This is a genomic window from Bacteroides clarus (genome assembly GCF_015555825.1).
In the GTDB taxonomy this organism is placed as follows: Bacteria; Bacteroidota; Bacteroidia; order Bacteroidales; family Bacteroidaceae; genus Bacteroides; species Bacteroides clarus.
Genome location: NZ_JADNLF010000001.1, coordinates 73,315 through 95,507, shown reverse-complemented (window position 1 = coordinate 95,507; position 22,193 = coordinate 73,315). Strand labels below are relative to the sequence as shown.

The 22,193-nt window shown below is 41.9% G+C and carries 15 protein-coding genes; 9 read left to right on the top strand and 6 right to left on the bottom strand.

Translation table 11 applies throughout. The annotated features are described in order from the left end of the window. The first annotated feature begins 44 nt into the window (after positions 1-44). The 3 genes from I2F54_RS00365 to I2F54_RS00355 are packed head-to-tail and all read left to right on the top strand — an operon-like array spanning position 45 to position 3,453. On the top strand, positions 45-2,123 hold the full coding sequence (locus tag I2F54_RS00365) for a S8 family serine peptidase (protein WP_195500280.1): 2,079 nt from the start codon (positions 45-47) through the stop codon (positions 2,121-2,123). 12 nt (positions 2,124-2,135) lie between these two features. Then, positions 2,136-2,951: a DUF1573 domain-containing protein gene (locus I2F54_RS00360; protein ID WP_195500279.1), complete on the top strand. Its 816-nt coding sequence runs from the start codon at positions 2,136-2,138 to the stop codon at positions 2,949-2,951. Positions 2,952-2,973: 22 nt separating this feature from the next. Continuing rightward, a complete protein-coding gene (locus I2F54_RS00355; protein WP_009121983.1) occupies positions 2,974-3,453 on the top strand; it encodes a lipocalin family protein in 480 nt (159 codons plus the stop codon). 116 nt (positions 3,454-3,569) lie between these two features. Here I2F54_RS00355 and I2F54_RS00350 read toward each other — a convergent pair whose 3' ends face one another. Together I2F54_RS00350 and I2F54_RS00345 are read right to left on the bottom strand one after the other, a co-directional pair. Continuing rightward, a complete protein-coding gene (locus I2F54_RS00350; protein ID WP_195500278.1) occupies positions 3,570-4,343 on the bottom strand; it encodes a radical SAM protein in 774 nt (257 codons plus the stop codon). A gap of 135 nt (positions 4,344-4,478) precedes the next feature. Further along, a complete protein-coding gene (locus tag I2F54_RS00345; RefSeq protein WP_195500277.1) occupies positions 4,479-6,503 on the bottom strand; it encodes a helix-hairpin-helix domain-containing protein in 2,025 nt (674 codons plus the stop codon). 97 nt (positions 6,504-6,600) lie between these two features. Here I2F54_RS00345 and I2F54_RS00340 point away from each other — a divergent pair, with 97 nt between their 5' ends. After that, positions 6,601-7,233: a DUF4294 domain-containing protein gene (locus I2F54_RS00340; protein ID WP_195500276.1), complete on the top strand. Its 633-nt coding sequence runs from the start codon at positions 6,601-6,603 to the stop codon at positions 7,231-7,233. A 144-nt stretch (positions 7,234-7,377) separates the two neighbouring features. Here the strand turns inward: I2F54_RS00340 and I2F54_RS00335 are convergent, their stop codons facing one another. Continuing rightward, entirely contained in the window at positions 7,378-7,908 is a 531-nt protein-coding gene (locus I2F54_RS00335) for an RNA methyltransferase (protein ID WP_087425502.1), read from the bottom strand. Positions 7,909-8,408: 500 nt separating this feature from the next. On the opposite strand from I2F54_RS00335, the gene nadA reads away from it, so the two are divergent. Then, a complete protein-coding gene (nadA, locus tag I2F54_RS00330; RefSeq protein ID WP_195500275.1) occupies positions 8,409-9,347 on the top strand; it encodes a quinolinate synthase NadA in 939 nt (312 codons plus the stop codon). 162 nt (positions 9,348-9,509) lie between these two features. On the opposite strand, the gene I2F54_RS00325 is transcribed toward nadA, so the two are convergent. From I2F54_RS00325 to leuS, 3 genes are read right to left on the bottom strand one after another with little or no spacing between them, the layout of a single operon-like run. Continuing rightward, entirely contained in the window at positions 9,510-10,088 is a 579-nt protein-coding gene (locus tag I2F54_RS00325) for a non-canonical purine NTP diphosphatase (protein ID WP_022218604.1), read from the bottom strand. Further along, entirely contained in the window at positions 10,085-10,987 is a 903-nt protein-coding gene (locus tag I2F54_RS00320; protein ID WP_009121976.1) for a YitT family protein, read from the bottom strand. Before I2F54_RS00320 ends, I2F54_RS00325 begins: the two co-directional genes overlap by 4 nt. 5 nt (positions 10,988-10,992) lie before the next feature. Beyond that, entirely contained in the window at positions 10,993-13,875 is a 2,883-nt protein-coding gene (leuS, locus tag I2F54_RS00315; protein WP_195500274.1) for a leucine--tRNA ligase, read from the bottom strand. Between the two features lie 481 nt (positions 13,876-14,356). Here leuS and I2F54_RS00310 point away from each other — a divergent pair, with 481 nt between their 5' ends. The 4 genes from I2F54_RS00310 (at position 14,357) to I2F54_RS00295 (ending at position 22,151) form a co-directional block, all read left to right on the top strand. Further along, on the top strand, positions 14,357-15,235 hold the full coding sequence (locus tag I2F54_RS00310) for a DMT family transporter (RefSeq protein ID WP_022218602.1): 879 nt from the start codon (positions 14,357-14,359) through the stop codon (positions 15,233-15,235). 64 nt (positions 15,236-15,299) lie between these two features. Next, the gene (locus tag I2F54_RS00305; protein WP_195500273.1) at positions 15,300-16,973 is read left to right on the top strand and encodes a DUF6377 domain-containing protein; all 1,674 of its coding nucleotides are present in this window, start codon (positions 15,300-15,302) and stop codon (positions 16,971-16,973) included. A 200-nt stretch (positions 16,974-17,173) separates the two neighbouring features. Then, positions 17,174-20,260: a SusC/RagA family TonB-linked outer membrane protein gene (locus tag I2F54_RS00300; RefSeq protein WP_195500272.1), complete on the top strand. Its 3,087-nt coding sequence runs from the start codon at positions 17,174-17,176 to the stop codon at positions 20,258-20,260. A 25-nt stretch (positions 20,261-20,285) separates the two neighbouring features. Further along, on the top strand, positions 20,286-22,151 hold the full coding sequence (locus I2F54_RS00295; RefSeq protein WP_195500271.1) for a RagB/SusD family nutrient uptake outer membrane protein: 1,866 nt from the start codon (positions 20,286-20,288) through the stop codon (positions 22,149-22,151). The last annotated feature ends 42 nt before the right edge of the window (positions 22,152-22,193 follow it).

Here is a 22,193-nt window from a genome sequence, read left to right as displayed (position 1 = left end):
GAAATGAGTATATCATTAACAAGAACAATTTTTAAAAAGAAACAATGAAGAAAAAATTCTTATACGTAGCACTGTTTGCTTTGACACTGGCATCTTGTTCGGATCAGGAAATCATTGAACAACCGTCCACCCCGACCGGGGGGACGGAAGTTCAACTTCCGGCGGATGTCACTTCAGGTGAGTTGCTGATTAAGTTCAAACCTGAAATGACCGACATCCTCGACCAAACAATGACACGTGCCACAAGAAGCGGCGGAGCAATGACCCGCTCAGGAATCCCATCTACCGACGAAGTTCTGGAAATTCTGGGTGGATACCACTTTGAGCGCATCTTCCCTGTAGACCAACAAAACGAAGAACGTACCCGTGCCGCAGGATTACACCTGTGGTATTTGGTGAAATTCGATGAAAATACGGATTTACAGGAAGCAGCCAACCGTCTTTCCAAATTGGGAGAAATTTCTAAAGTACAGGGTAACAGCCGTATCAGACGCGCTTACTCCGGTAATTACCGTACTTATACCAGTGAAGCTGTACTGCAAAAAACAGCAGCTACACGTACACTTAGTACAGCGCCCAATGACCCGGGATTTGTAACCCAATGGAATCTCAATAACGTAGGAGACATTGATTTTGGTAATTCAAATGCCAAATCGGTAACAGGATGTGACGTTAACTGTCTGGAAGCATGGAAAAAATGTACAGGTGATCCTTCCATTATCGTTGCCGTATTGGACGAAGGCGTAATGTATACACATCCCGACCTTGCTGCCAACATGTGGGTTAATGAGAAAGAACAGCTTCGTGCCGGAAAAGATGCTGACGGAAACGGATATAAAGACGACAGATACGGTTATAACTTCGTGAAAAACAGCGGGCTGATATCTTGGACTGATGCCAACGATACCGGTCACGGAACTCACGTAGCCGGTATAATCGCCGCTGTCAATAACAATGGCGAAGGTGTTTCCGGAATAGCCGGTGGAGACGGTACACCGAACTCCGGTGTCAAGCTCATGTCTTGCCAGGTATTCGACGGTGAAGGTGGCGTAACATTGGACGGTGAAGCCAAAGCCATAAAATATGCTGCCGACAATGGTGCAGTTATCTTGCAATGCAGTTGGGGTTACAACTCCGGCGATGCCAATCTGGTAGACGGTTATACACCCGGTCCGGCCACTCAGAAAGAATGGGAAGAAACCTATCCATTGGAAAAAGACGCAATAGATTACTTCCTCAACAATGCCGGCTCTCCTAACGGAGTAATTGACGGTGGTATCGCTGTTTTTGCCTCAGGTAATGAATATGCGGGTATACCGGGTTATCCGGGTGGATATACCAAATGCGTTACTGTAGCTGCCGTAGCTGCTGATTTCACTCCGGCTTCTTATACCAATTATGGTGAGAACGTAGATATCTGTGCCCCCGGCGGTGACACTGAATATCACAATACACCTGCGATGGACGATCCCGAAGAATGGACAGAAATCAATAGGACAAAATCCGGTTCTATCCTTTCTACCTGGATAAAGAACGGTAATGCCACTTACGGCTATATGGACGGTACTTCCATGGCTTGTCCTCACATATCAGGCGTAGCCGCATTAGGCCTGTCGTACGCCGTAAAGCAACGTCGTCATTTCAAAGCACCTGAGTTTATAGAACTGATGAAGGGATCCGTAAAAGATGTGGACGGCTGGTATCAGAATGTAAAAACAAAGAAATATTACCGCAATCATCTTTCTCCGTCAGGCGGTTCTATCGATGAAATGAATTTGCTGAGCTATATAGGTAAAATGGGTACAGGTTTGACAGATGCCGCCTTACTGCTGAACAATATCGAAGGAAGCGGTTCGGACATGAAAGTACCTAATGTTTATGTAGCCGAAGGCAATAAATCCACTATCAACCTTGCCTACTATTTTGTAAACGGTGAAAACCTGACGTATACTTGTACATCGAGTGATGCAGCCATTGCAACAGTAGCCGTTAACGGTACATTCATGGAAGTATCCGGAGTAAAGACCGGTACTGCCCATATCGCAGTGAAAGTAAGCAACGGAAGCGAACAGACTATTGCCGTTACTGTTCGTAAGAATGCTAATGATAACGGATGGATGTAATTTAGATTACCAATGAAACCAATTACTTGGATACAGTTACTGATATTCTGTGCGGGAGTCGGACAATCCTGGGCTTTGACAGCCCAGGATTTCCCTTTCCGTTCACAGGAAAAAATCGATTTGCTGATAAACCCGCCTTTAATGAAGCAGGCGGAACAAATCCTGCGTTTCGATAAAACTGTATTGAATATTGGAACTCTGACTGAGGACGACGCTCCGCAAACGTACCGTTTTACATGCAAGAACATAAGTAAAAAAACACTTACCATTACACGTGTAAGAACCACTTGCGGATGTGCAGTAGCGGATGTACGTACCGGAGATATATTACCGGGTGAGACACGGACAATCTCTCTGACTTATCACCCAAAAAATCACCCCGGAACGATAGATACGAATGCTTTCGTTTATCTGTCTTCCTCGGATAAAACTCCGGTGGCACGCCTGACGCTGGTAGGAAATGTCGTTCCCGGAGCAGACGAGTGGGCACGTTATCCGTATGCGATGGGAAAACTGAGATTGAAACAAAACCAAATGAAATTTAGTGAAGTGGGTGGCGGCAGTCAGTCCTCGGAACGGATTTTATGTGGAAACAGCGGAGACAAGCCGCTACGCCTGTCAGCTCTCATCATCCCTAAATTCGCGACTTTCCGTACGGAACCGGAAGTTATTCAGCCGGGCGGTGAAGCCGATATTGTAGTAACAATCAACGCATCACTGATTCCTGCAGAAAAAGGTAAATCGTTTACCTTTCCGATTATCCTTGAAGGAATAGATGCGCGCCCGTCAGACCGGACATTGAATATAAAAGTAAACTGTATTAAGTAACGATAAAAATAAGAAATTCGATATGAAGAATATTTTCAAACTGATGGCTTTATTCGCCTTCCTGTTCTGTCTTACATCCTGTGATGACGACGAACCGGTAATCCCGACTTTGGAAGTTACCCCTGCCAACCTGAACGGTACGTGGGAACTCTCCGAATGGAACGGAGCCCCTTTGGCAGAAGGTACATACTGCTATATAACTTTCAACCGTAAAGAACAAACTTTTGAGATGTATCAGAAGTTCGACAGTATGTATGCCCGTTACATCACCGGAAATTTCAGCATCGAAGTAGACCCTTATCTGGGCTCTATCATCAGCGGTGACTATGATTTCGGTAATGGTGACTGGAACAATAAATATATCGTAACCGACTTATTGGAAAGCGGTTCAATGATTTGGACAGCCAAAGATGACGAAAATGATGTGAACAAATACATTCGTTGCGATAAAGTTCCCGAAGAAATCATTGCGGAAGCAAAGATTGACGAGGACGAAAACTAAAACTCAAATTTTCATTTTTTTTTCATAAAATTACTCTACAAAATTCATAAGGGGGACGTCTGCGAAGGATATCCCCCTTAACTGTTTTTTATAAGGCATAAATCCGATAAGTTTTATCAATAAGAAACGCTTACCGCTATTCCCGCCTCTTTCACTAATGCCGCAATACGGTCCAATTCCTCGTGTGTAGCTTTTTGCAGGTCATGGTCGGGAGTTTCCCTGTCAATAGTATAAATCATTACCTGGCGGGGAGAAATCTCTTTTACGGCCTCTAACCAGGGTAAAACATACTTATCAGACGTATTATCCATGTCCTTGTCCTGAAAACCGCCTTTCAGGAACATGGTTTGAATAATGCAATTACCTTTAAAAGCTTTTATCCCCTCGATTATTTCACGCACGGAATAGTGTCCCGCCGGGCGGTCAAGCTCATGGATATAAGCTTCATCCACCGTATCTAATTTCAGAATATTATTATTTATCCTGTTCAAAGCCTCGAACACAGCGGGACGATGAATAAAAGTAGAATTGGTAAGTACGCTCACCTTCGCTTTCGGAAAATATTTATCACGCAGAGCAAGCGTATCCTCTATAATTTCAGGAAAATGCGGATGTGCGGTCGGTTCTCCGTTCCCGGCAAAGGTCAGTACATCGGGAACAGGTCCGTTCTTTTGCATATCCTGCAACCGGGCTTCCAATGCAATACGTACTTCCTCACGCGTAGGCAATGGCTTTTTAGGACGATGATCAGAGTTAAATCCACATTCACAGTAAATACAGTCGAAACTACACACCTTACCGTCTTCCGGTAGCAGATTGATTCCCAAAGATACTCCCAAACGGCGGGAATGGACAGGACCGAATATGGGAGACGGATAAATAACAGTCATCTTATCTATGATTTATATTAATGCGGCAAATATAGAAAATAAACATATAAGTACTTCTAAAAACAGCGCGGTTAAGTAAATATTGAAAATTTTATATCAGATAGTATAAGCTAATTATGCGTATTTACTTATTATTCAAAACTTAATACGGAACTGCATTTGCAAGTCTGTTTTTTTATTCCCCTCTATCAAATCGTTACCGGAACCGATAGTCTTGCGATTTCGGTAAACAGTTTGCCCGAACTTAACGAGAAACATAAAAGTTTTGTTCATATCATAGCGTACATGAGCCGAATAACGAAAACCTTTGCCATAATAAGAAGGAGTATAAAATGTATAAAGCAACCCTTTTTCGGAAGCGTAGATACGGGAATCATAATCATCCGTATAAAAATAAGTACCTTGTGCAGATACAGCCAAAGGAAAACCGGAAAACGTATAAGCACAAGATTGTGTACATTGCCATCCTTGTTTTCCCTCAAAACTATAACCTTTTCCGTCCTGCTGCCGAAAATGATTATAATCAATTGTAATACGATGCATAAAAGCTCCCGGCATATAAATAAGCCTACATCGGAGTTTATGATGATAAACAGGTAATGTAACCTTTCCTCCTGTTTCCGACACATCCCTCTCCTTTTGTTTGTAACGATAATTAAGATATACGCTCAAATTTCTGCGAGGAGAATAAACCGCCTGAAACATCCCGTCCATTCCTTTTGAGGATTTACTGATACGATATTTCCACCAGGGAAAAGAAAACAAGTCCAACGAAGCGAAAAACGTCCAATGCGTCAAAGGAGTTGCTTCCGCAGCCAGATACCAGCCATTCTCATTCTGAGGCATACTGCCTTCTCCGAATGAACGACCGAAGAAAGACCAATAATCATGTGAATAATAACGGTGAATCAACAATAGTTGATAACCTGTTAATAGTTTATATTTCAATCGGTTCAGCAAAGCATAACCTTGCTTTCCCACCGCCCCCTCTCCTACCCATACCAATTTTCCCGAACGGTATTTATAATCCACGCTTAAATTATAAAAATCGTTTCCATGCAAATTATATTTTGCATACTTCTTCAAGTCCGGTTCATAAGGGTGATTGAAAAAGTAATAAATACCGGTTATACCCACCTTCAACTTATTCTTCTCATAAGTCAGATTACCGCCTGTCAATTGCAGGGTAAAAGCATTCATCTTATCCGCTTCTTTCTCCGTACGATGCAGCCCTGTTTTATAAATAGAAGCGATTTCTCCGTCTTTTACCACTCCATCCATAGAACGATGTGAATAGAAAGCGGAAAACTCCAAAAAACGAAGAATTTCCACTGTTGCCGCCGCCCCTCGAAAATAATTGTATTCATCCGTAGAACCGTGCTTCTGGATTCCCCCCGTACGATATTCCGACGCAGACATAGAAAAAGTCTTTCCTAACCCGAAATCAGTACCGAGTACCAACCCCTGGCCGAAACTCAACTTATAATTACCCAACGCCAACGATTTCATTCTACCCAAATTTTTGAACAGACAATAAAAAGAATAGTAATCATATCCTTTTTTATCCTGCAGAGCAAAGAACGGCTCTCCCGCATCCTTCTCCCCCACTATTCCCGCTTGCAAATAATCCCCGTAACGAAAACCATAACGCAACGCATGATAAACGGCAGGTCCCAAATAGTTTTTCTCATATCCTTTACGGGTATAGAAAGGAACATCCATACGTGTCAGCACTTCCTGTTTACCGTATTTCAATATCGTCTTTAAAGAAGGATAACGGGAAGCGTCTTCAACCACTTTTACGCAAACAAAAGGCAACAACAATTCAATAGTTTGCTTATCCATTGTTTTCACCATCTGCAGTTCATAAATAGTCTGCATCTGTCCGTGTATATACACATATGCCAAAATATTTTCTATTTGAAGTTCCGTCAGAAAAGGAAATTCTTCCAATTGCCGTTTAGTGGCAACATTGATATTAACCGGTTCTTGCAAGCGGTTGGAAAGTTCTTCCAACTCATCTTCCCAATTTTTCTCTTCTTCATCCATAGAAAGCTGTTCCAGATTTTCTTCCCACAGAGAGACAGTTGCGTTTTGAGCTACAAGCATAGGAGTTATTAACAGCATACTCATAAAAACTCCTACCTTGATTATTGTCATTGATAATAGGATATTCCAAATTTACGGACAGCGAAGTTACCTTAAATTAGTTAATTGAACAAGGAAAAACGGAAGCAATGCAACAACATTACACAGAATGGTGTACTTTTGCGACATGAACATACGGCTTAATATAGTAATACTCATTGTGTTTCTCTCATTGGGAAGCCTGACCTGCCATGCCCAGCGACAACCCAAAACCGATATGTCCGAAAGTATCTACCTCACCCCCATGTGCATTTATAACGGCGATACGATTCCATATGTAAAACTTCCTACCGTCTATATCTTCAAACCGCTTAAGTTCAAAAACAAGCGTGAAATAGCAAAGTACTATAAACTCATCCGTGATGTAAAAAAAGTATTGCCCATTTCCAAAGAAATCAACCGTGCCATCATTGAAACCTACGAATATCTGCAAACCATCCCTACTGAAAAAGAACGGCAAAAGCATTTGAAAGCTGTGGAGAAAGGGTTGAAAGAACAATATACCCCCCGCATGAAAAAACTGTCTTTTGCTCAGGGAAAGCTGTTGATAAAGTTGGTAGACCGGCAAACCAATTCAACTTCTTATGAACTGGTCAAAGCGTTTATGGGACCTTTCAAAGCCGGATTCTATCAAACCTTTGCCGCATTGTTCGGAGCCAGCCTGAAAAAACAATATGACCCTACGGGAGATGATGCTCTCACCGAAAGGGTTATTCTGATGGTAGAGAGCGGACAACTGTAAATCCGGTTCATATCATGTTGATAACGTTGTTAGCAACGTAAACAAGTAAGAGTATAAACTAATAAAAATCAATTAGATAATTCTGTTAATAATCAAAGCATATATTTGTTGATTACAGTATGCTTTTAGACACCCTCTTGATTCTTATTTCAGTTTATTGAATAAATCCCAAATAACGATACCTGCCGTAACCGATACATTCAAAGAATGCTTCGTGCCGTATTGCGGAATTTCAATACAACCGTGAGAATGGTCGATAACTTCCTGTTGAACACCTTTCACCTCATTTCCCATTACTATGGCATATTTCCCGGTTCTATCCAAAGTCAACTCATTCAGCATAATACTACCTTCCGCCTGTTCCACGGAATAAACCGTATATCCTTCATTCCTGAGGTTATCAACAGCTTCAACAGCGTTATCAACATATTTCCAGTCAACGGTAAATTCGGCTCCCAAAGCCGTTTTATGCATTTCAGGATGGGGTGGAACAGCCGTTATACCGCACAGATAGATACATTCGATACGAAAAGCATCCGAAGTGCGGAATACGGAACCTATATTATGCAAACTGCGAATATTATCCAATACAACTACCAACGGCAACTTCTCCGCTTCCTTAAACTCCTCTGTACTAATACGATTGAGTTCGGTTATTTTCAGTTTTCTATTCATGCTCATATGCTTTATGTCAATCTGTGTAATATGTAATGACTCACACTGCGCAAAGATACTTCTTTCCGTTCACATCCCTGTTAATAACCGTTGAAAAGGTGTCAATAGTGTATGGAAAGATTTTTAGAAATAATACTTGCATTATTCAAAGTAACGCATATCAGATAGGCATAACGAACAAACCAAAAAAGTTAAGCTGAATTTTCAAAGGCTGTATAAACACATTTTTAAGTCCTATTTCACTGATTAATCTCTCTAAAGTTATTAACTTTGCAGTTTATCAACAAGATGTTAATGAAGTGAAGTTATGAGAGAGTAGGGGGCTTATTATCAATAGATATAACTTTGATTTCTTACGTTAATAACCTTAGGATAAAATTTTATCTGATACTAATAACTTCATGGGCAAGAAAAATCATATTAATTTGTCCACACTATTAACAGCCTATCATTACTATCAAAGGATTTTTAAAGAAAGAAGAGAAATAAAAATTATTATTATGAATAATCTGATAGAAGCTATCAAGCAGCTGAAGAAAGAGAAGAATGCGGTCATTCTGGGGCACTACTACCAGAAGGGTGAGATACAGGACATAGCCGACTACGTTGGAGACAGTCTGGCTTTGGCGCAGTGGGCGGCAAAAACGGAAGCCGACATTATCGTGATGTGCGGCGTTCACTTCATGGGTGAGACGGCAAAGGTACTTTGTCCCGGCAAAAAGGTATTGGTGCCCGATATGGCGGCAGGTTGTTCGCTTGCCGACAGCTGTCCGGCGGATAAATTTGCACAGTTTGTCAAGGAGCATCCCGGATACACGGTTATATCTTATGTGAATACGACAGCTGCCGTAAAGGCTGTTACAAACGTAGTGGTAACGTCCACCAACGCCAAGCAAATCGTTGAAAGCTTCCCCAAAGATGAGAAAATAATATTCGGTCCCGATAGAAACTTAGGAAATTATATTAACTCCGTCACCGGTAGAGACATGTTGTTATGGGACGGCGCATGCCATGTACACGAACAATTCTCGGTTGAAAAGATTGTTGAATTAAAGCAGCATCATCCCGGTGCAGTAGTACTGGCTCATCCCGAATGTAAGAGTACGGTTTTGAAACTGGCGGATGTAGTGGGTTCTACGGCAGCTTTATTGAAGTATGCGGTTGCTCATCCCGAAAAGGAATATATCGTTGCTACGGAATCCGGTATTCTGCACGAGATGCAAAAGAAGTGTCCGCAGACTAAGTTTATTCCGGCTCCGCCCAATGATAGCACTTGCGCTTGCAATGAATGTAACTTCATGCGGTTAAACACATTGGAAAAACTCTATAATTGCTTAAAAGACGAGTCTCCCGAAATCAAGGTAGATGCTGAAATAGCGGAAAAAGCAGTGAAACCAATCAAGAAGATGTTGGAAATTTCCGCAAAACTGGGGTTGTAGATTGAGATTATAATTAATTATATCCCTTATAATCAGGCATAATCATATTATTCAAAGATATCTGTCATTCAGAGCGAAGCGAAGAATTCCTTCTTTGTATTATATACATTGAGATATAAGAGAGAGTGGATTCTTCGCTTCGCTCTGAATGGCGAATACTGTTTACTTTGAAAGAAAATTGCAAAGTTTATTCGTAGCCAGTGCCCGATGGCTGATTTTATTCTTCAATTCATTACCCATTTCGGCATACGTTTGCGTATATCCTTCGGGAATAAAAACAGGATCGTATCCGAAACCGGAAGTACCGTGCCTGTGCTTCGTTATTTCGCCTTTTACGATACCTTCGAACAGATGTTCCTTTCCATTGATGATAAGGGCGAAAACGGTACGGAATTGTGCCTTACGGTTCTCTATGCCTTCCATGTCCTGCAATAATTTCTTCATATTGGCTTCCGAATTGTGCGCGTCACCGGCATAACGTGCGGAATATACTCCCGGAGCTCCGTTCAGTGCTTCCACCTCCAAACCGGTATCATCGGCAAAACAATCCAGCTGATAATTTTCAAAGATATATCTTGCTTTCAGCAAGGCATTTCCTTCAAGTGTATCTGCAGTTTCAGGAATATCTGCGTGACAATTGATGTCTTTCATGCTAAGAAGCTCTATTTTATTTCCTAAAATGGCAGTTACTTCTTCCAACTTATGAGCATTGTTGGTTGCAAATACAAATTTCTTTTTCATTTTCCTTTCAATTTATCGAAACCTTCTCCATACACACCGATAACAGAACTTTGAGAGATAAAAGCATTCGGATCGATGTCCTTAACCAGGCGGAATATCTCGACAGACTGACGTTTGTATGCCAATACAACCAATACTTTCACATTACGTTTGCTGTACCAGCCTATACCGTCGAGCACTGTCACACCCCGGTGGGTCTCTTTGGTGATACGGTCGGCAATCTTTTCATAATCTTTGGAAAAGATAAAGAATTGCACCGACTGTCGTGCGCCGTTAACGATGTAATCCAATACGATACCAATGACAAACAGCGTTACAAAACCAAAAATAACCCGTCTCCAGTCATTGAATATAAAATAGCAGGAGCTGATGATAATCACGTCGCAAGCCATAATCATACGGCCTAAGGTAACATCACGGTATTTGTGGATGATGGCGGCGATAATATCCGTACCGCCCGTACTTCCGTTGCAGTTGAATACTACACCCAGGCCGACACCGCACATGGCGGCGCCTATCAGACAAGCCATGAAGTCCTGTCCGGGTCCGAGAATTTGCGGTGGCACTCCATCCGGTCCGTTTACCAACATTTGAAAGAACCATAGGAAAAAAGTCAGTCCGAAGATGGCGAATGTGGTCTTGATACTGAATTTCGGTCCTAAAATCTTAATGGCAAACGTCATTAAGACCGCATTGATGATGAAATACGACCATTGGATGGGAAATCCCGTGGCATAATAGATGATGGCTCCGATACCTGTGGTACCGCCGGTCGTAATCTGATAGGGGATAAGGAACGCGGCCCATCCCATAGCGTAAGAAATCAGTCCGAAAGTGATGAAAATATAGTCTTTCAACTCTCTCATCACTTCCGTTTTGGTTGGTTTTGTAATCTGCATATTTGTTATTTGATAACAATGTTTACAATTTTCTTGGGCACTACGATTACCTTGACGATATTCTTTCCGTCTATCCACTTGATGGAACGCTCATCTGCCAATACCGTTTCCTGAATAGCGTCCGATGCGGCATCGGCGGGAAATTCCATATTGAAACGCGCTTTTCCGTTGAATGAAATGGTATAGTTCACCGTATTTTCCACCAGGTATTCCTCATTGTATGCAGGCCATTGCGCATCGCATACCGAACCTGTGTTTCCTAATGTTTCCCACAATTCCTCGCATACGTGCGGAGCGAAAGGAGCCAACGTGACGGTGAGCCGGTTCAATATCTCTTTCTTGCTGCATTTCATCGCAAACAGTTCGTTTACGCAAATCATGAAGGCGCTGATGCTTGTATTGTAAGAGAATTGTTCGATGTCTCCCGTAACCTTCTTGATGAGCTTATGCAAAGATTTCAATTCCTCTTTGTTGGCGGGTTCATCGGTTACCAGATAATTATCGTTACGGTCGTAGAACAAAGACCAGAATTTCTTGATGAAACGGTGTACACCGTCGATGCCGTTCGTATCCCAGGGTTTGGACTGTTCTACGGGACCGAGGAACATTTCGTACATACGAAGTGTGTCCGCACCGTATTTTTCCACAATCATATCGGGATTGACGACGTTGAACATGGATTTGCTCATCTTCTCGACAGCCCATCCGCAGATGTACTTTCCGTCTTCCAGAATAAACTCCGCCGTTTCATATTCGGGACGCCATGCCTTGAACGCTTCCGTATCGAGAACGTCGTTGGATACGATATTGACATCCACATGGAGCGGGGTAGTGTCGTATTGGTCTTTCAGGTTGAGCGATACGAATGTATTGGTATCCTTGATGCGATATACAAAGTTGCTTCTTCCCTGAATCATACCCTGGTTCACTAATTTCTGGAACGGTTCTTCGACAGCGGAAATACCGAGGTCGTACAGGAATTTGTTCCAGAAACGGGAGTAAATCAAGTGACCGGTAGCGTGTTCCGTACCGCCTACGTAAAGGTCGACGTTACGCCAGTATTCATCCACTTTCTTGTCTACCAGGGCAGTATGGTTACGCGGGTCCATATAACGTAGATAGTATGCGCTCGAACCTGCGAATCCCGGCATTGTATTCAGTTCCAGCGGGAAGACAGTTATGTTATCAATCTTGTTGTTGTCCACTACACATTTGTTTGCTGTGTCCCAGGCCCATTTGGTGGCGTGCCCCAACGGCGGTTCACCTGTTTCGGTAGGCAGGAATTTCGCTACTTCGGGAAGTTCCAGAGGCAGACAGCTTTCATCAATCATATAAGGCATACCATCCTTGTAGTAAACGGGGAACGGTTCACCCCAGTAACGCTGGCGTGAGAAAATAGCGTCGCGCAGGCGGAAGTTCACCTTTACACGTCCCAGATTATGCTCTTTCACGTATTTTTTAGTAGTAGCGATAGCTTCCTTGATAGTCAGCCCGTTCAAATTCAATGAAGAATTACCGTTCGCCTCTACATCGCAGCCCGATTCTTCATTCTTCATTCTTAATTCTTCATTTATAATCGGTGAGTTACATACGATACCTTCCTTGGCATCGAAACTTTCTTCGCTCACATCGCAGCCTTCTACCAACGGAACGATGGGTAATCCGAAATGTTTGGCAAAAGCGTAGTCGCGGCTGTCGTGTGCAGGCACTGCCATGATGGCGCCTGTTCCGTATCCTGCCAATACATAATCGCTAATCCAGATGGGTACTGCTTCGCCCGTAAAAGGATTGACGGCGTAGCTTCCAGAGAATACGCCTGTTACGCTGCGGTCGGAGATACGTTCGCGTTCGGTACGTTTCTTGGTACGTTCCAGATAAGCGTCTACATCGTCTTTTTGTTCCGGGGTGGTTACTTGGGCTACCAATTCGCTTTCGGGAGCCAGCACCATAAAGGTAACTCCGAACATGGTATCTGCACGGGTGGTGAAAATGGTAAATTCCAAATCACTGTCTTTTACCTTGAATTGGATTTCGGCGCCTTCGCTGCGGCCTATCCAATTCTTTTGTGTTTCTTTCAGGGATTCGGTCCAGTCGATGGTATCCAGTCCGTCCAGCAGGCGTTGCGCATAGGCGGACACGCGGAGACACCACTGACGCATCTTTTTCTGAACTACGGGGAAACCGCCGCGTTCGGATACGCCGTCTACCACTTCGTCATTGGCAAGCACGGTACCGAGTTGCGGACACCAGTTTACCATTGTCTCACCCAGATAGGCGATACGGTAGTTCATCAGGACTTCCTGCTGTTCTTTTTCGCTCATGGCGTTCCATTCGTCGGCAGTGAAGCGCAGTTCTTCGCTGCATGCGGCGTTCAGTCCTTCGTTTCCATATTTGGCGAATGCTTCTGTCAGTTCTTCAATGGGACGCGCCTGCTTTTCTTCGTTGCAGTAATAGCTGTTGAACATCTTCTGGAAAGCCCATTGTGTCCAATGATAGTATTCCGGATCGCAAGTACGTATTTCACGGTTCCAGTCGAAAGAGAAACCTATTTTGTCCAATTGCTCGCGATAGCGGTTGATATTGTTGACGGTAGTGATTGCGGGATGTTGCCCCGTTTGTATGGCGTATTGCTCTGCGGGCAGGCCGTAAGCGTCATATCCCATGGGATTCAGGACATTGAAACCTTGCAGACGTTTGTAACGGGCATAAATGTCCGAAGCGATGTATCCCAACGGATGTCCCACATGCAGACCTGCGCCGCTGGGGTAGGGGAACATGTTCAGTACATAATATTTTTGCTTTGTTTCGTCTTCCGTCACTTGGTAGGTTTTATTTTCTACCCATCGTTTCTGCCATTTCTTTTCAATCTCTCTGAAATTGTATTCCATAATGGTTTTTATTATATTGTTGAAAACTTGTTGATAGTTTGCTTAATTCGGTTTATATCCTGTTAATTAAACGGTGCAAAGTTAAGTCTTTATTTTCAGATTTGTAGCGAAGTAGTGTAAAAAAACAGCATGAAATACTTGACAATACGCTTTTTATTCACTATATTTGTAAAGTGCTTTTAAAACTAATTTTTTGTTTGTAATACAAATAATGGCTGAATTAATTCAATAGGATTTTACAAAAAAGATTTTTTAGGATATTTCAAGGGATGTAATCTGTGAAGATTGCATCCCTTTTTGTTTATTTTTATTGTAAAAACCCTGATAGGGGAGAAATAGGCCGTTAATAAATTCAGAGAGAATTTTACTATAATTTTTTCAGAATTATAGTAAATTTCCGAAGGCGTTTATTAAAGGTGTTATTTCATTGTATTGAAAATAGAAATAGCGTATCTTTGCCGGCAACTTATCCGTGTCGTATATGAATGCGAAGAAAAATTACATTTATCATATTATTGCCATTCTTGTAGTGGGAATATGGGGGCTGACGTTCATCTCTACGAAGGTATTGATAGGATACGGACTTTCTCCGCAAGAGATATTTTTGCTTCGTTTTCTGATGGCTTATCTGGGTATTTGGTTTATCTCTCCGCGCAAACTGTTTGCCGATAATTGGAAAGATGAACTTTGGTTGTTGTCGGGTGGCGTTACGGGTGGTTCGTTCTACTTTCTGACGGAAAATACGGCATTGGAAATTACACTGGCTACCAATGTGGCTTTCATTGTTTGCACGGCTCCGTTGCTCACCACTATTCTGTCTTTGCTGATTTATAAAAGGGAGAAAGCCACCGCCGCGCTGATAGGCGGTTCTTTGCTTGCATTAGTAGGGGTGGCGTTAGTAGTGTATAACGGCCATTTTGTGTTGAAGATTTCACCCCTTGGCGATTTCCTGACTTTGCTTGCCGCTTTTTCCTGGGCATTTTACAGTTTGATAATGAAAAAAATGTCAGGTCGTTACCGTACGGCTTTCATAACCCGCAAGATTTTCTTTTATGGGGTACTGACTATACTTCCCGTATTCCTTGTTCGTCCCTGGCAATTTTCTCTTTCCGGATTTTTGCAACCGGCGGTTTGGATGAATCTCCTTTTTTTAGGGGTGCTGGCTTCTTTAATTTGTTTTGTGGTATGGAATATGATTTTGAAAAAATTGGGTACGGTACGGGCTTCCAACTACATTTATTTAAATCCGCTTTTTACATCGATAGGGTCTGCCGTACTGCTTGACGAACGGTTTACCGTAATCTCGCTCATGGGTGCGATGTTGATATTAGGTGGAGTGTATTGCGCGGGAAGAAGATAGAAAGAGGTATTAACACCAAGAATGTAATAAATTTCATATCTTTGTTGCTGAAAAACCTATAAAAATGAAAAGAATCATCTTCTTCATATCGATATTGTTACATTTCTGTGCTGGACAGGCTCAAAACACCGCTTTTCCCTCTTTGGAAGATTTGGATAGAGTAGTGGCTGAACAACAGAAATATGTTGATATTCGCGAGGGACGTATTTCTGACGTAAAATCAAAATTACGCAAAACCGCATCGGAAGAAGAACGCTATCAGTTGAAGAACTTTCTTTTCAATGAATATTCTTCTTATGTGGTTGATTCCGCACTTCATTATGCGCAGGAAAAACTGGTATCTGCCTATAAGATGAATCGCCAGGATTACATTGACGATTCAAGATTGAATATGGCTTATGTGCTGATACAGGGCGGTATGTATAAAGAAGCATCGGATATTTTACAAAATATTAACCGGGCTACGCTGGCAGAATATCTGGAGAGGTATTATTTCCTCATTTACAATACACTGTATGAAGCTATGGTAAAGTATACCATTATCGAGTCTCAAAGCAAGGAATATCGGGCAAAAGCCATGCTTTATAAAGATTCGATTATGCAGAAAAATGATTCTACCGATGTTTATATACGTGCTGACAGATTGTTGGAACAGGGAGATTATAGCAAAGGATTGCAGATATTACTCGATTTTTATCGCCAACTGGATCCTGATAACCGTGATGTAGCCTATGTGGCCTACTCCATATCCGATTTTTACAGAAGACAAGGAAACAGGGAAGAAGAAAAGAAATACTTGATTGTCTCTGCAATGGCTGATATGAAATGGGCGGTAAAAGAATATATTTCGCTGCGCCGATTGGCCACTATCCTCTATGAAGAAGGCGATATCAACCGGGCATATATTTATATGCGTCGTTCGTTGGATGATGCTACATTCTGTAATGCCCGCCTGCGTACTATTGAAGTGACACAAACATTGCCTATTATCGATAATGCCTATCAAGTCAAAACGAAGAAAGAAAAGAAACAGATGATGATTGCATTGGCATGTATCAGCATATTGTCTGTGTTTCTTATCGGTTTGGTAATTTATGTACGGCGGCAAATAAAAAAACTATCGGCGGCAAGAAGCGAGCTGAACAAGGCCAATGAACGGTTAAGACAGTTGAATGTGGAGCTTAATTCTGTAAACGAACAACTTCAATCTGCCAATAAAGAACTCCATGAAACCAATCACGCATTGTCGGATATGAACCAGTCGCTTTCGGAAGCTAACAATATTAAGGAGCTTTACATTACCAAGTTTATGACGGAATGTTCTTCTTACATCGACAAGATGGATAATTACCGCAGAATGCTCAATAAAAAAGCGGCGTCCGGTAAACTTGAGGATTTATTTAAAACATTGAAATCTTCCGTCATTATCGAAGAGGAACTCGAAGCGTTTTATAATACCTTTGATGAAACTTTCCTGCACCTGTTCCCGTCTTTTGTAAAAGCATTCAATTCATTGTTACCCGCAAACGACTCCATTGTGCCTAAGCAAGAGGGTCGTCTGACTACGGAACTGCGTATCTTTGCTCTGATTCGTTTGGGAATTACCGATAGTGAACGCATTGCATCTTTTTTACGCTATTCTAAAGCTACCATCTATTCTTATCGCTCGCGGTTAAGGCTGAAATCGCTGAATCCGGAGCATTTTGAAGAAAATATTATGCAGATTACATCCTTTTAAGTATTGTACGGCATTTATATTTTTATGTCTTGAGATTACTGTCAAATATTTGATTTTCAGGTATTTGATAGTAAACTGTCTTTGTATTTTAATCTTATATATTTATTTGTATTAGATTAATTTATGATTTTTGCATCAGCCTTTGAATTATAACAAGGACTGATTATAATATCATTTAATAACCAATAAATGTAATTACTATGAATTTAAAGAAAACACTGCTTGTAGGTTCTTTATTTTGTGGGGTATATGTATTTCCGTTATATGCGGAGACTCCATATTCCGAAAGTGAGACTATCGAGCAGCAAAAAGGTATCCGTGTCAGTGGTACTGTCATCGACAAAGAAAAAAACACTTTACCGGGTGTAAATATTATGGTAAAAGGTTCTTCAGGGGGGACTATTACCGATATTGACGGTCATTTTTATATTGAAGTACCTGATAAAAGCAGTATTCTTGTCATCACCTATGTAGGATTTAAAACTCAGGAAATTCCGGTTGGTAATAATATCAATTTTAATATTACTTTATTGGAAGATGTAGAAGCATTGGATGAAGTGGTAGTTGTGGGATACGGTAATCAGAAGAAACTCTCGGTTATCGGTTCCGTACAAACTTTAGAGCCTGCGAAATTACAGGTAGGTTCATCCCGTTCCATGAGTAATAATCTGGCGGGACAACTGGCAGGTGTCATTGCCGTACAGCCTTCGGGAGAGCCCGGGTATGATAACTCAAATTTTTGGATTCGTGGTATATCTTCATTCAGCGGAAATACGTCTCCGTTGGTTTTGGTAGATGGCGTAGAGCGTAGTTTGAATGATATCGATCCGGCGGAAATAGAATCGTTCTCAGTATTGAAAGATGCATCGGCCAGCGCCATGTATGGTGTGCGAGGTGCCAACGGTGTTATTTTGATTAATACCAAACGCGGTTCGGTATCTGCTCCTTCCGTAAATTTACGTGTGGAGCAATCTATTCAGGCTCCTACAAAGCTTCCTCAGTTCATAGGAGCTGCCGAATATATGAGTTTGCTGAATACGCTTCAGTCCGACCCGAACAAAAGGCTGTTTACGAAAGACCAGATTTTGAAGACTTATTATGGATATGATAAAGATTTATATCCTGATGTAGACTGGATAGATGCGATAACCAAGGATTACGCTAATTCTACGCGTGCAAATCTGACGGTATCCGGCGGTACGGAAATACTTCGCTATTCATTGACAGCTTCTCTTTACCATGAAAACGGAATTATGGGGTCTGATAAAACACTGCCTTACGATACGCAAAGCAAACTGAACCGTTATAATATTCGTGCCAATGTGGATTTGGATTTGACGAAAACAACGCTTTTACGTTTCAATGTGGGAGGTTATTTACAGAATCTTCGTAAATCGAGAAGTAGTACGGATGAACTGTTTCAAGCTGCTTTCGAGACTCCGCCGTTTATACATCCTGCCGTTTATTCGGACGGTACCATTCCTCGTGTCAGCAATACCCGTAAAAACCCGTGGGCTATGAATACGCAGAACGGTTATTACCGCGGTGGAAAAAGTAAGCTGGAATCTCTTTTTTCTTTGGAACAGAATTTAAAGATGATTACTCCGGGGCTGAAAATGAAAGTGACGTTTGCATTCGATACATATAATGAGAATTTTGTTACTCGCGGTAAGGAACCTGATTATTACAGTGTGGCCAAGTCGCGTAATGATGAAGGAGAATTGGTGCACAGTATTTTGAGTTATGGTAGTGAGTTTTTAGACCATTCAAGTAACGCCAATTACGGAAACCAAAGTACTTATCTGGAAGCTGCCGTTACATATAACCGTACTTTTGACAAACATGCGCTCGATGCGCTTTTCTTATACAACCAGCGTAGCTATGACTGGGGTGATGTACAACCTAATCGTACACAAGGTATCGCCGGTCGTCTTTCTTATACTTTCGACCGCCGTTATATCAGTGAATTTAATTTCGGTTACAACGGTTCGGAGAACTTTGCAAAAGGCAAGCGCTTCGGTTTCTTCCCTTCCGTAGCCATCGGTTGGTTGATTTCAGAAGAAAGCTTCATGAGGAATTTGCAGGAAGACATTACAAAATTGAAGTTGAGAGCTTCTGTCGGTTCGGTAGGTAATGATAATATCGGCGGTCGTCGTTTTGCATATATCACTACCATTAACAGTAATTCCAGCGGTTATCATTTCGGATATACCGATAGCAACTATTACACAGGTATTCAGGAAGGTGAAGTAGGGGTTTCCGATCTGACTTGGGAAAAAGCTCTTAAAATGAATATCGGTCTTGAATTGGGGTTGTGGAACGAGTTGGATGTACAACTGGATTTCTTTAAAGAAAAACGTACCAGTATTTTTATGCAACGTTCTACCATCCCTACCCAAGCAGGTTTCGTGTCTAATCCGTATGCCAACTATGGTAAAGTGAATAATCAGGGATATGATCTTTCGGTAACTTACAACAAACGGTTCAATGATGATTGGGCAATGAGCCTGAGAGGTACTGTCACTTATGCTAAAAATGAGATATTGGAGAAAGACGAGCCGGAATCGGTCAAAGGAACTTACCGTTCCATTACGGGACGCTCCATTAATACCCTGTGGGGATTGCAGGCAGAACGCCTTTTTACGGAAGATGATTTTATAAACGGGGAACTGAAACCCGGTATACCGAAACCTGAATTAGGAACGGAGGTACGTCCGGGAGATATCAAATATGTCGATATGAATGATGATGGGGTCATTACGGAAGCGGATGAAGGATATATAGGCGGAACAAAAGATCCGCGTATGGTATACGGTTTCGGTGGTAACCTGAATTACAAGCAATGGGATTTCAGCTTCTTCTTCCAGGGCTCTGCAGATGCGTATCGCGTTATCGGTGGTTCCGATTATTTTATTCCGGGGAGCGGACAAGGCGTATTGGGTAATGTATACGATAATTATACCGATTGCTGGACAGAAAAGAATCCTTCGCAGGATGTGTTCTGGCCTCGTCTATCAGAGAGTACGAATACCAATAATAACCGTGCTTCTACCTGGTGGAAGAAAGATATGAGTTTCTTGCGACTGAAATCAATAGAATTGGGTTACAGTATTCCTCAGTCTGTTACGCGTAAAATTCATGCCAAGAGCATCCGCTTCTTTGTGAGCGGTAACAATCTGTTCTATCTTTCCAAATTCAAACTTTGGGATCCTGAACTGGATACCGTCGACGGTTTGAAATATCCGTCCATGCGCTCTTTGATGGTGGGATTTGACTTGAATTTTTAATGATAACCAACTATACAATCATATTATGAAACTATTTAAATATATTATAACCGGAGTTTTGGGTATGCAGCTCTTGACTTCATGCGTCGATTATCTGGATAAAGAATCAGATACGGAACTGACACTCCCTATGGTATTCGAAGATAAAACCCGTACAGAGGGTTGGCTTGCCAATGTATATTCTCATGTTCCTGATCCTTATTGGGGATACGCGCGGAAATTAGGATGGGATATTCTCAGTGATGATATGACGGCCTCTGAACGGTGGCGGCAATGGGATTGGAAAGTAATTCCGATGCTATTGGGCGAATGGACACCTTCTACGGATTGGGACGGTAACTATTGGTCACGGTTGCCCCAGCTGATACGCGAGGCTAATATTTTTATAGAAAACGTACATCCGCTGCCCGATCAGGGAATCAGTGCTACTGAAGTGACGTATATGAAAGCGGAGATGCGGTTTATGATCGCTTATTATTATTATCTGCTGTCAAATACGTATGGTCCGGTTCCTTTCAAACCGAACTATATAGCGCCAACAGACTTTAATTTGGCGGATTTAATGGAAGGACAACGCCCCTATTATGAAGTGGTGGATTGGGTGGATAAAGAGTTGAAGGAAGTGGCCGAAATTCTTCCTGCCAAATATACCGAAGCACGTAAATACGGCCGTACTACTTCTATCATGTGTCTTGCAGTACGTGCCCGTATGTTACTTTTTGCCGCCAGTCCGTTGGTAAATGGAAATCCTGATTATGCAAATCATAAGAATAAGGACGGCGAGAATCTTTTCAGTACTACTGCCGACAAGACTAAATGGGCGTATGCAGCGCAGGCTTGTAAAGAACTGATTGATGCCGCTGAAGCTGCCGGACATAAATTGTATACGGAGAAGAATGATGATGGTACAATAGACCCGTTTATGTCTTATCAAAATCTTTTCCTGACAAGATATGACGAAGGAAATACTGAAATTCTATTTGCACGTCCCGGTGGTTCGGAATATGGGGAATACGAAAAACATGCTACTCCGGCTGCCAGTGGCGGTAGCGGCGGCTTAGGCGTTACGCAGTCGTTGGTGGATGCATTCTTTATGGAAAACGGTCTGCCTATCAATGATGATAATTCCGAATATGTGGAAACAGGTTATTCTGTTTCTGATGAAACTCGTGATAATACAGTGTGGGATACGGAAGTGAACGGAGGAGCGATAAGCAAGAAAAATACTTATAATATGTATTGTCATCGTGAGCCTCGTTTCTATATTACGGTGAGCTATAATAACTCTTATTTCACACAGGAAAAGCGTGTATTTAATTTTTTCAATGGAAGTGCCGACAATCCGCATACCCATGATGCTCCGCAAAATGGTTATTTGATACGTAAAAAAATCTCTCCGGACTTAAATGTAAAACAGGGTACTTATAAGTATCGTCCGGGTATTGTCTATCGCTTGGGCGAGGCTTATCTGAATTATGCGGAAGCATTGAACGAATCCGATCCGGGTAATGGAGACATTTTGGTCTATCTGAATAAAATTCGTGAACGTGCGGGCATTCGTCAGTATACCACAGGTGCTACGGATGATAATTTTATTCATGTTGATTTGAACGACCAGGCGGAAATGCGCAAGTTGATTCGTGCCGAACGTCGTGTGGAATTGAGCTGTGAAGGAATCCGTTATGATGATCTTCGCCGTTGGAAAGAAGCGGAAAATGTATTGAACGGTGATTTCTACGGAATGAATTTCAGCGGAAAAGATAATTCTTCTTTCTATGTACGTACGCCTTATCTAAAACGGGTATACAAGAAAGCCTATTATTGGTTCCCTATCCATCAGTCGGAAATAGATAAGAATGATAAACTTGTTCAAAGCCCTTATTGGAATTAACGGTTAAAAATGCAATTGATTATTATGAAGAATGCGATAAAA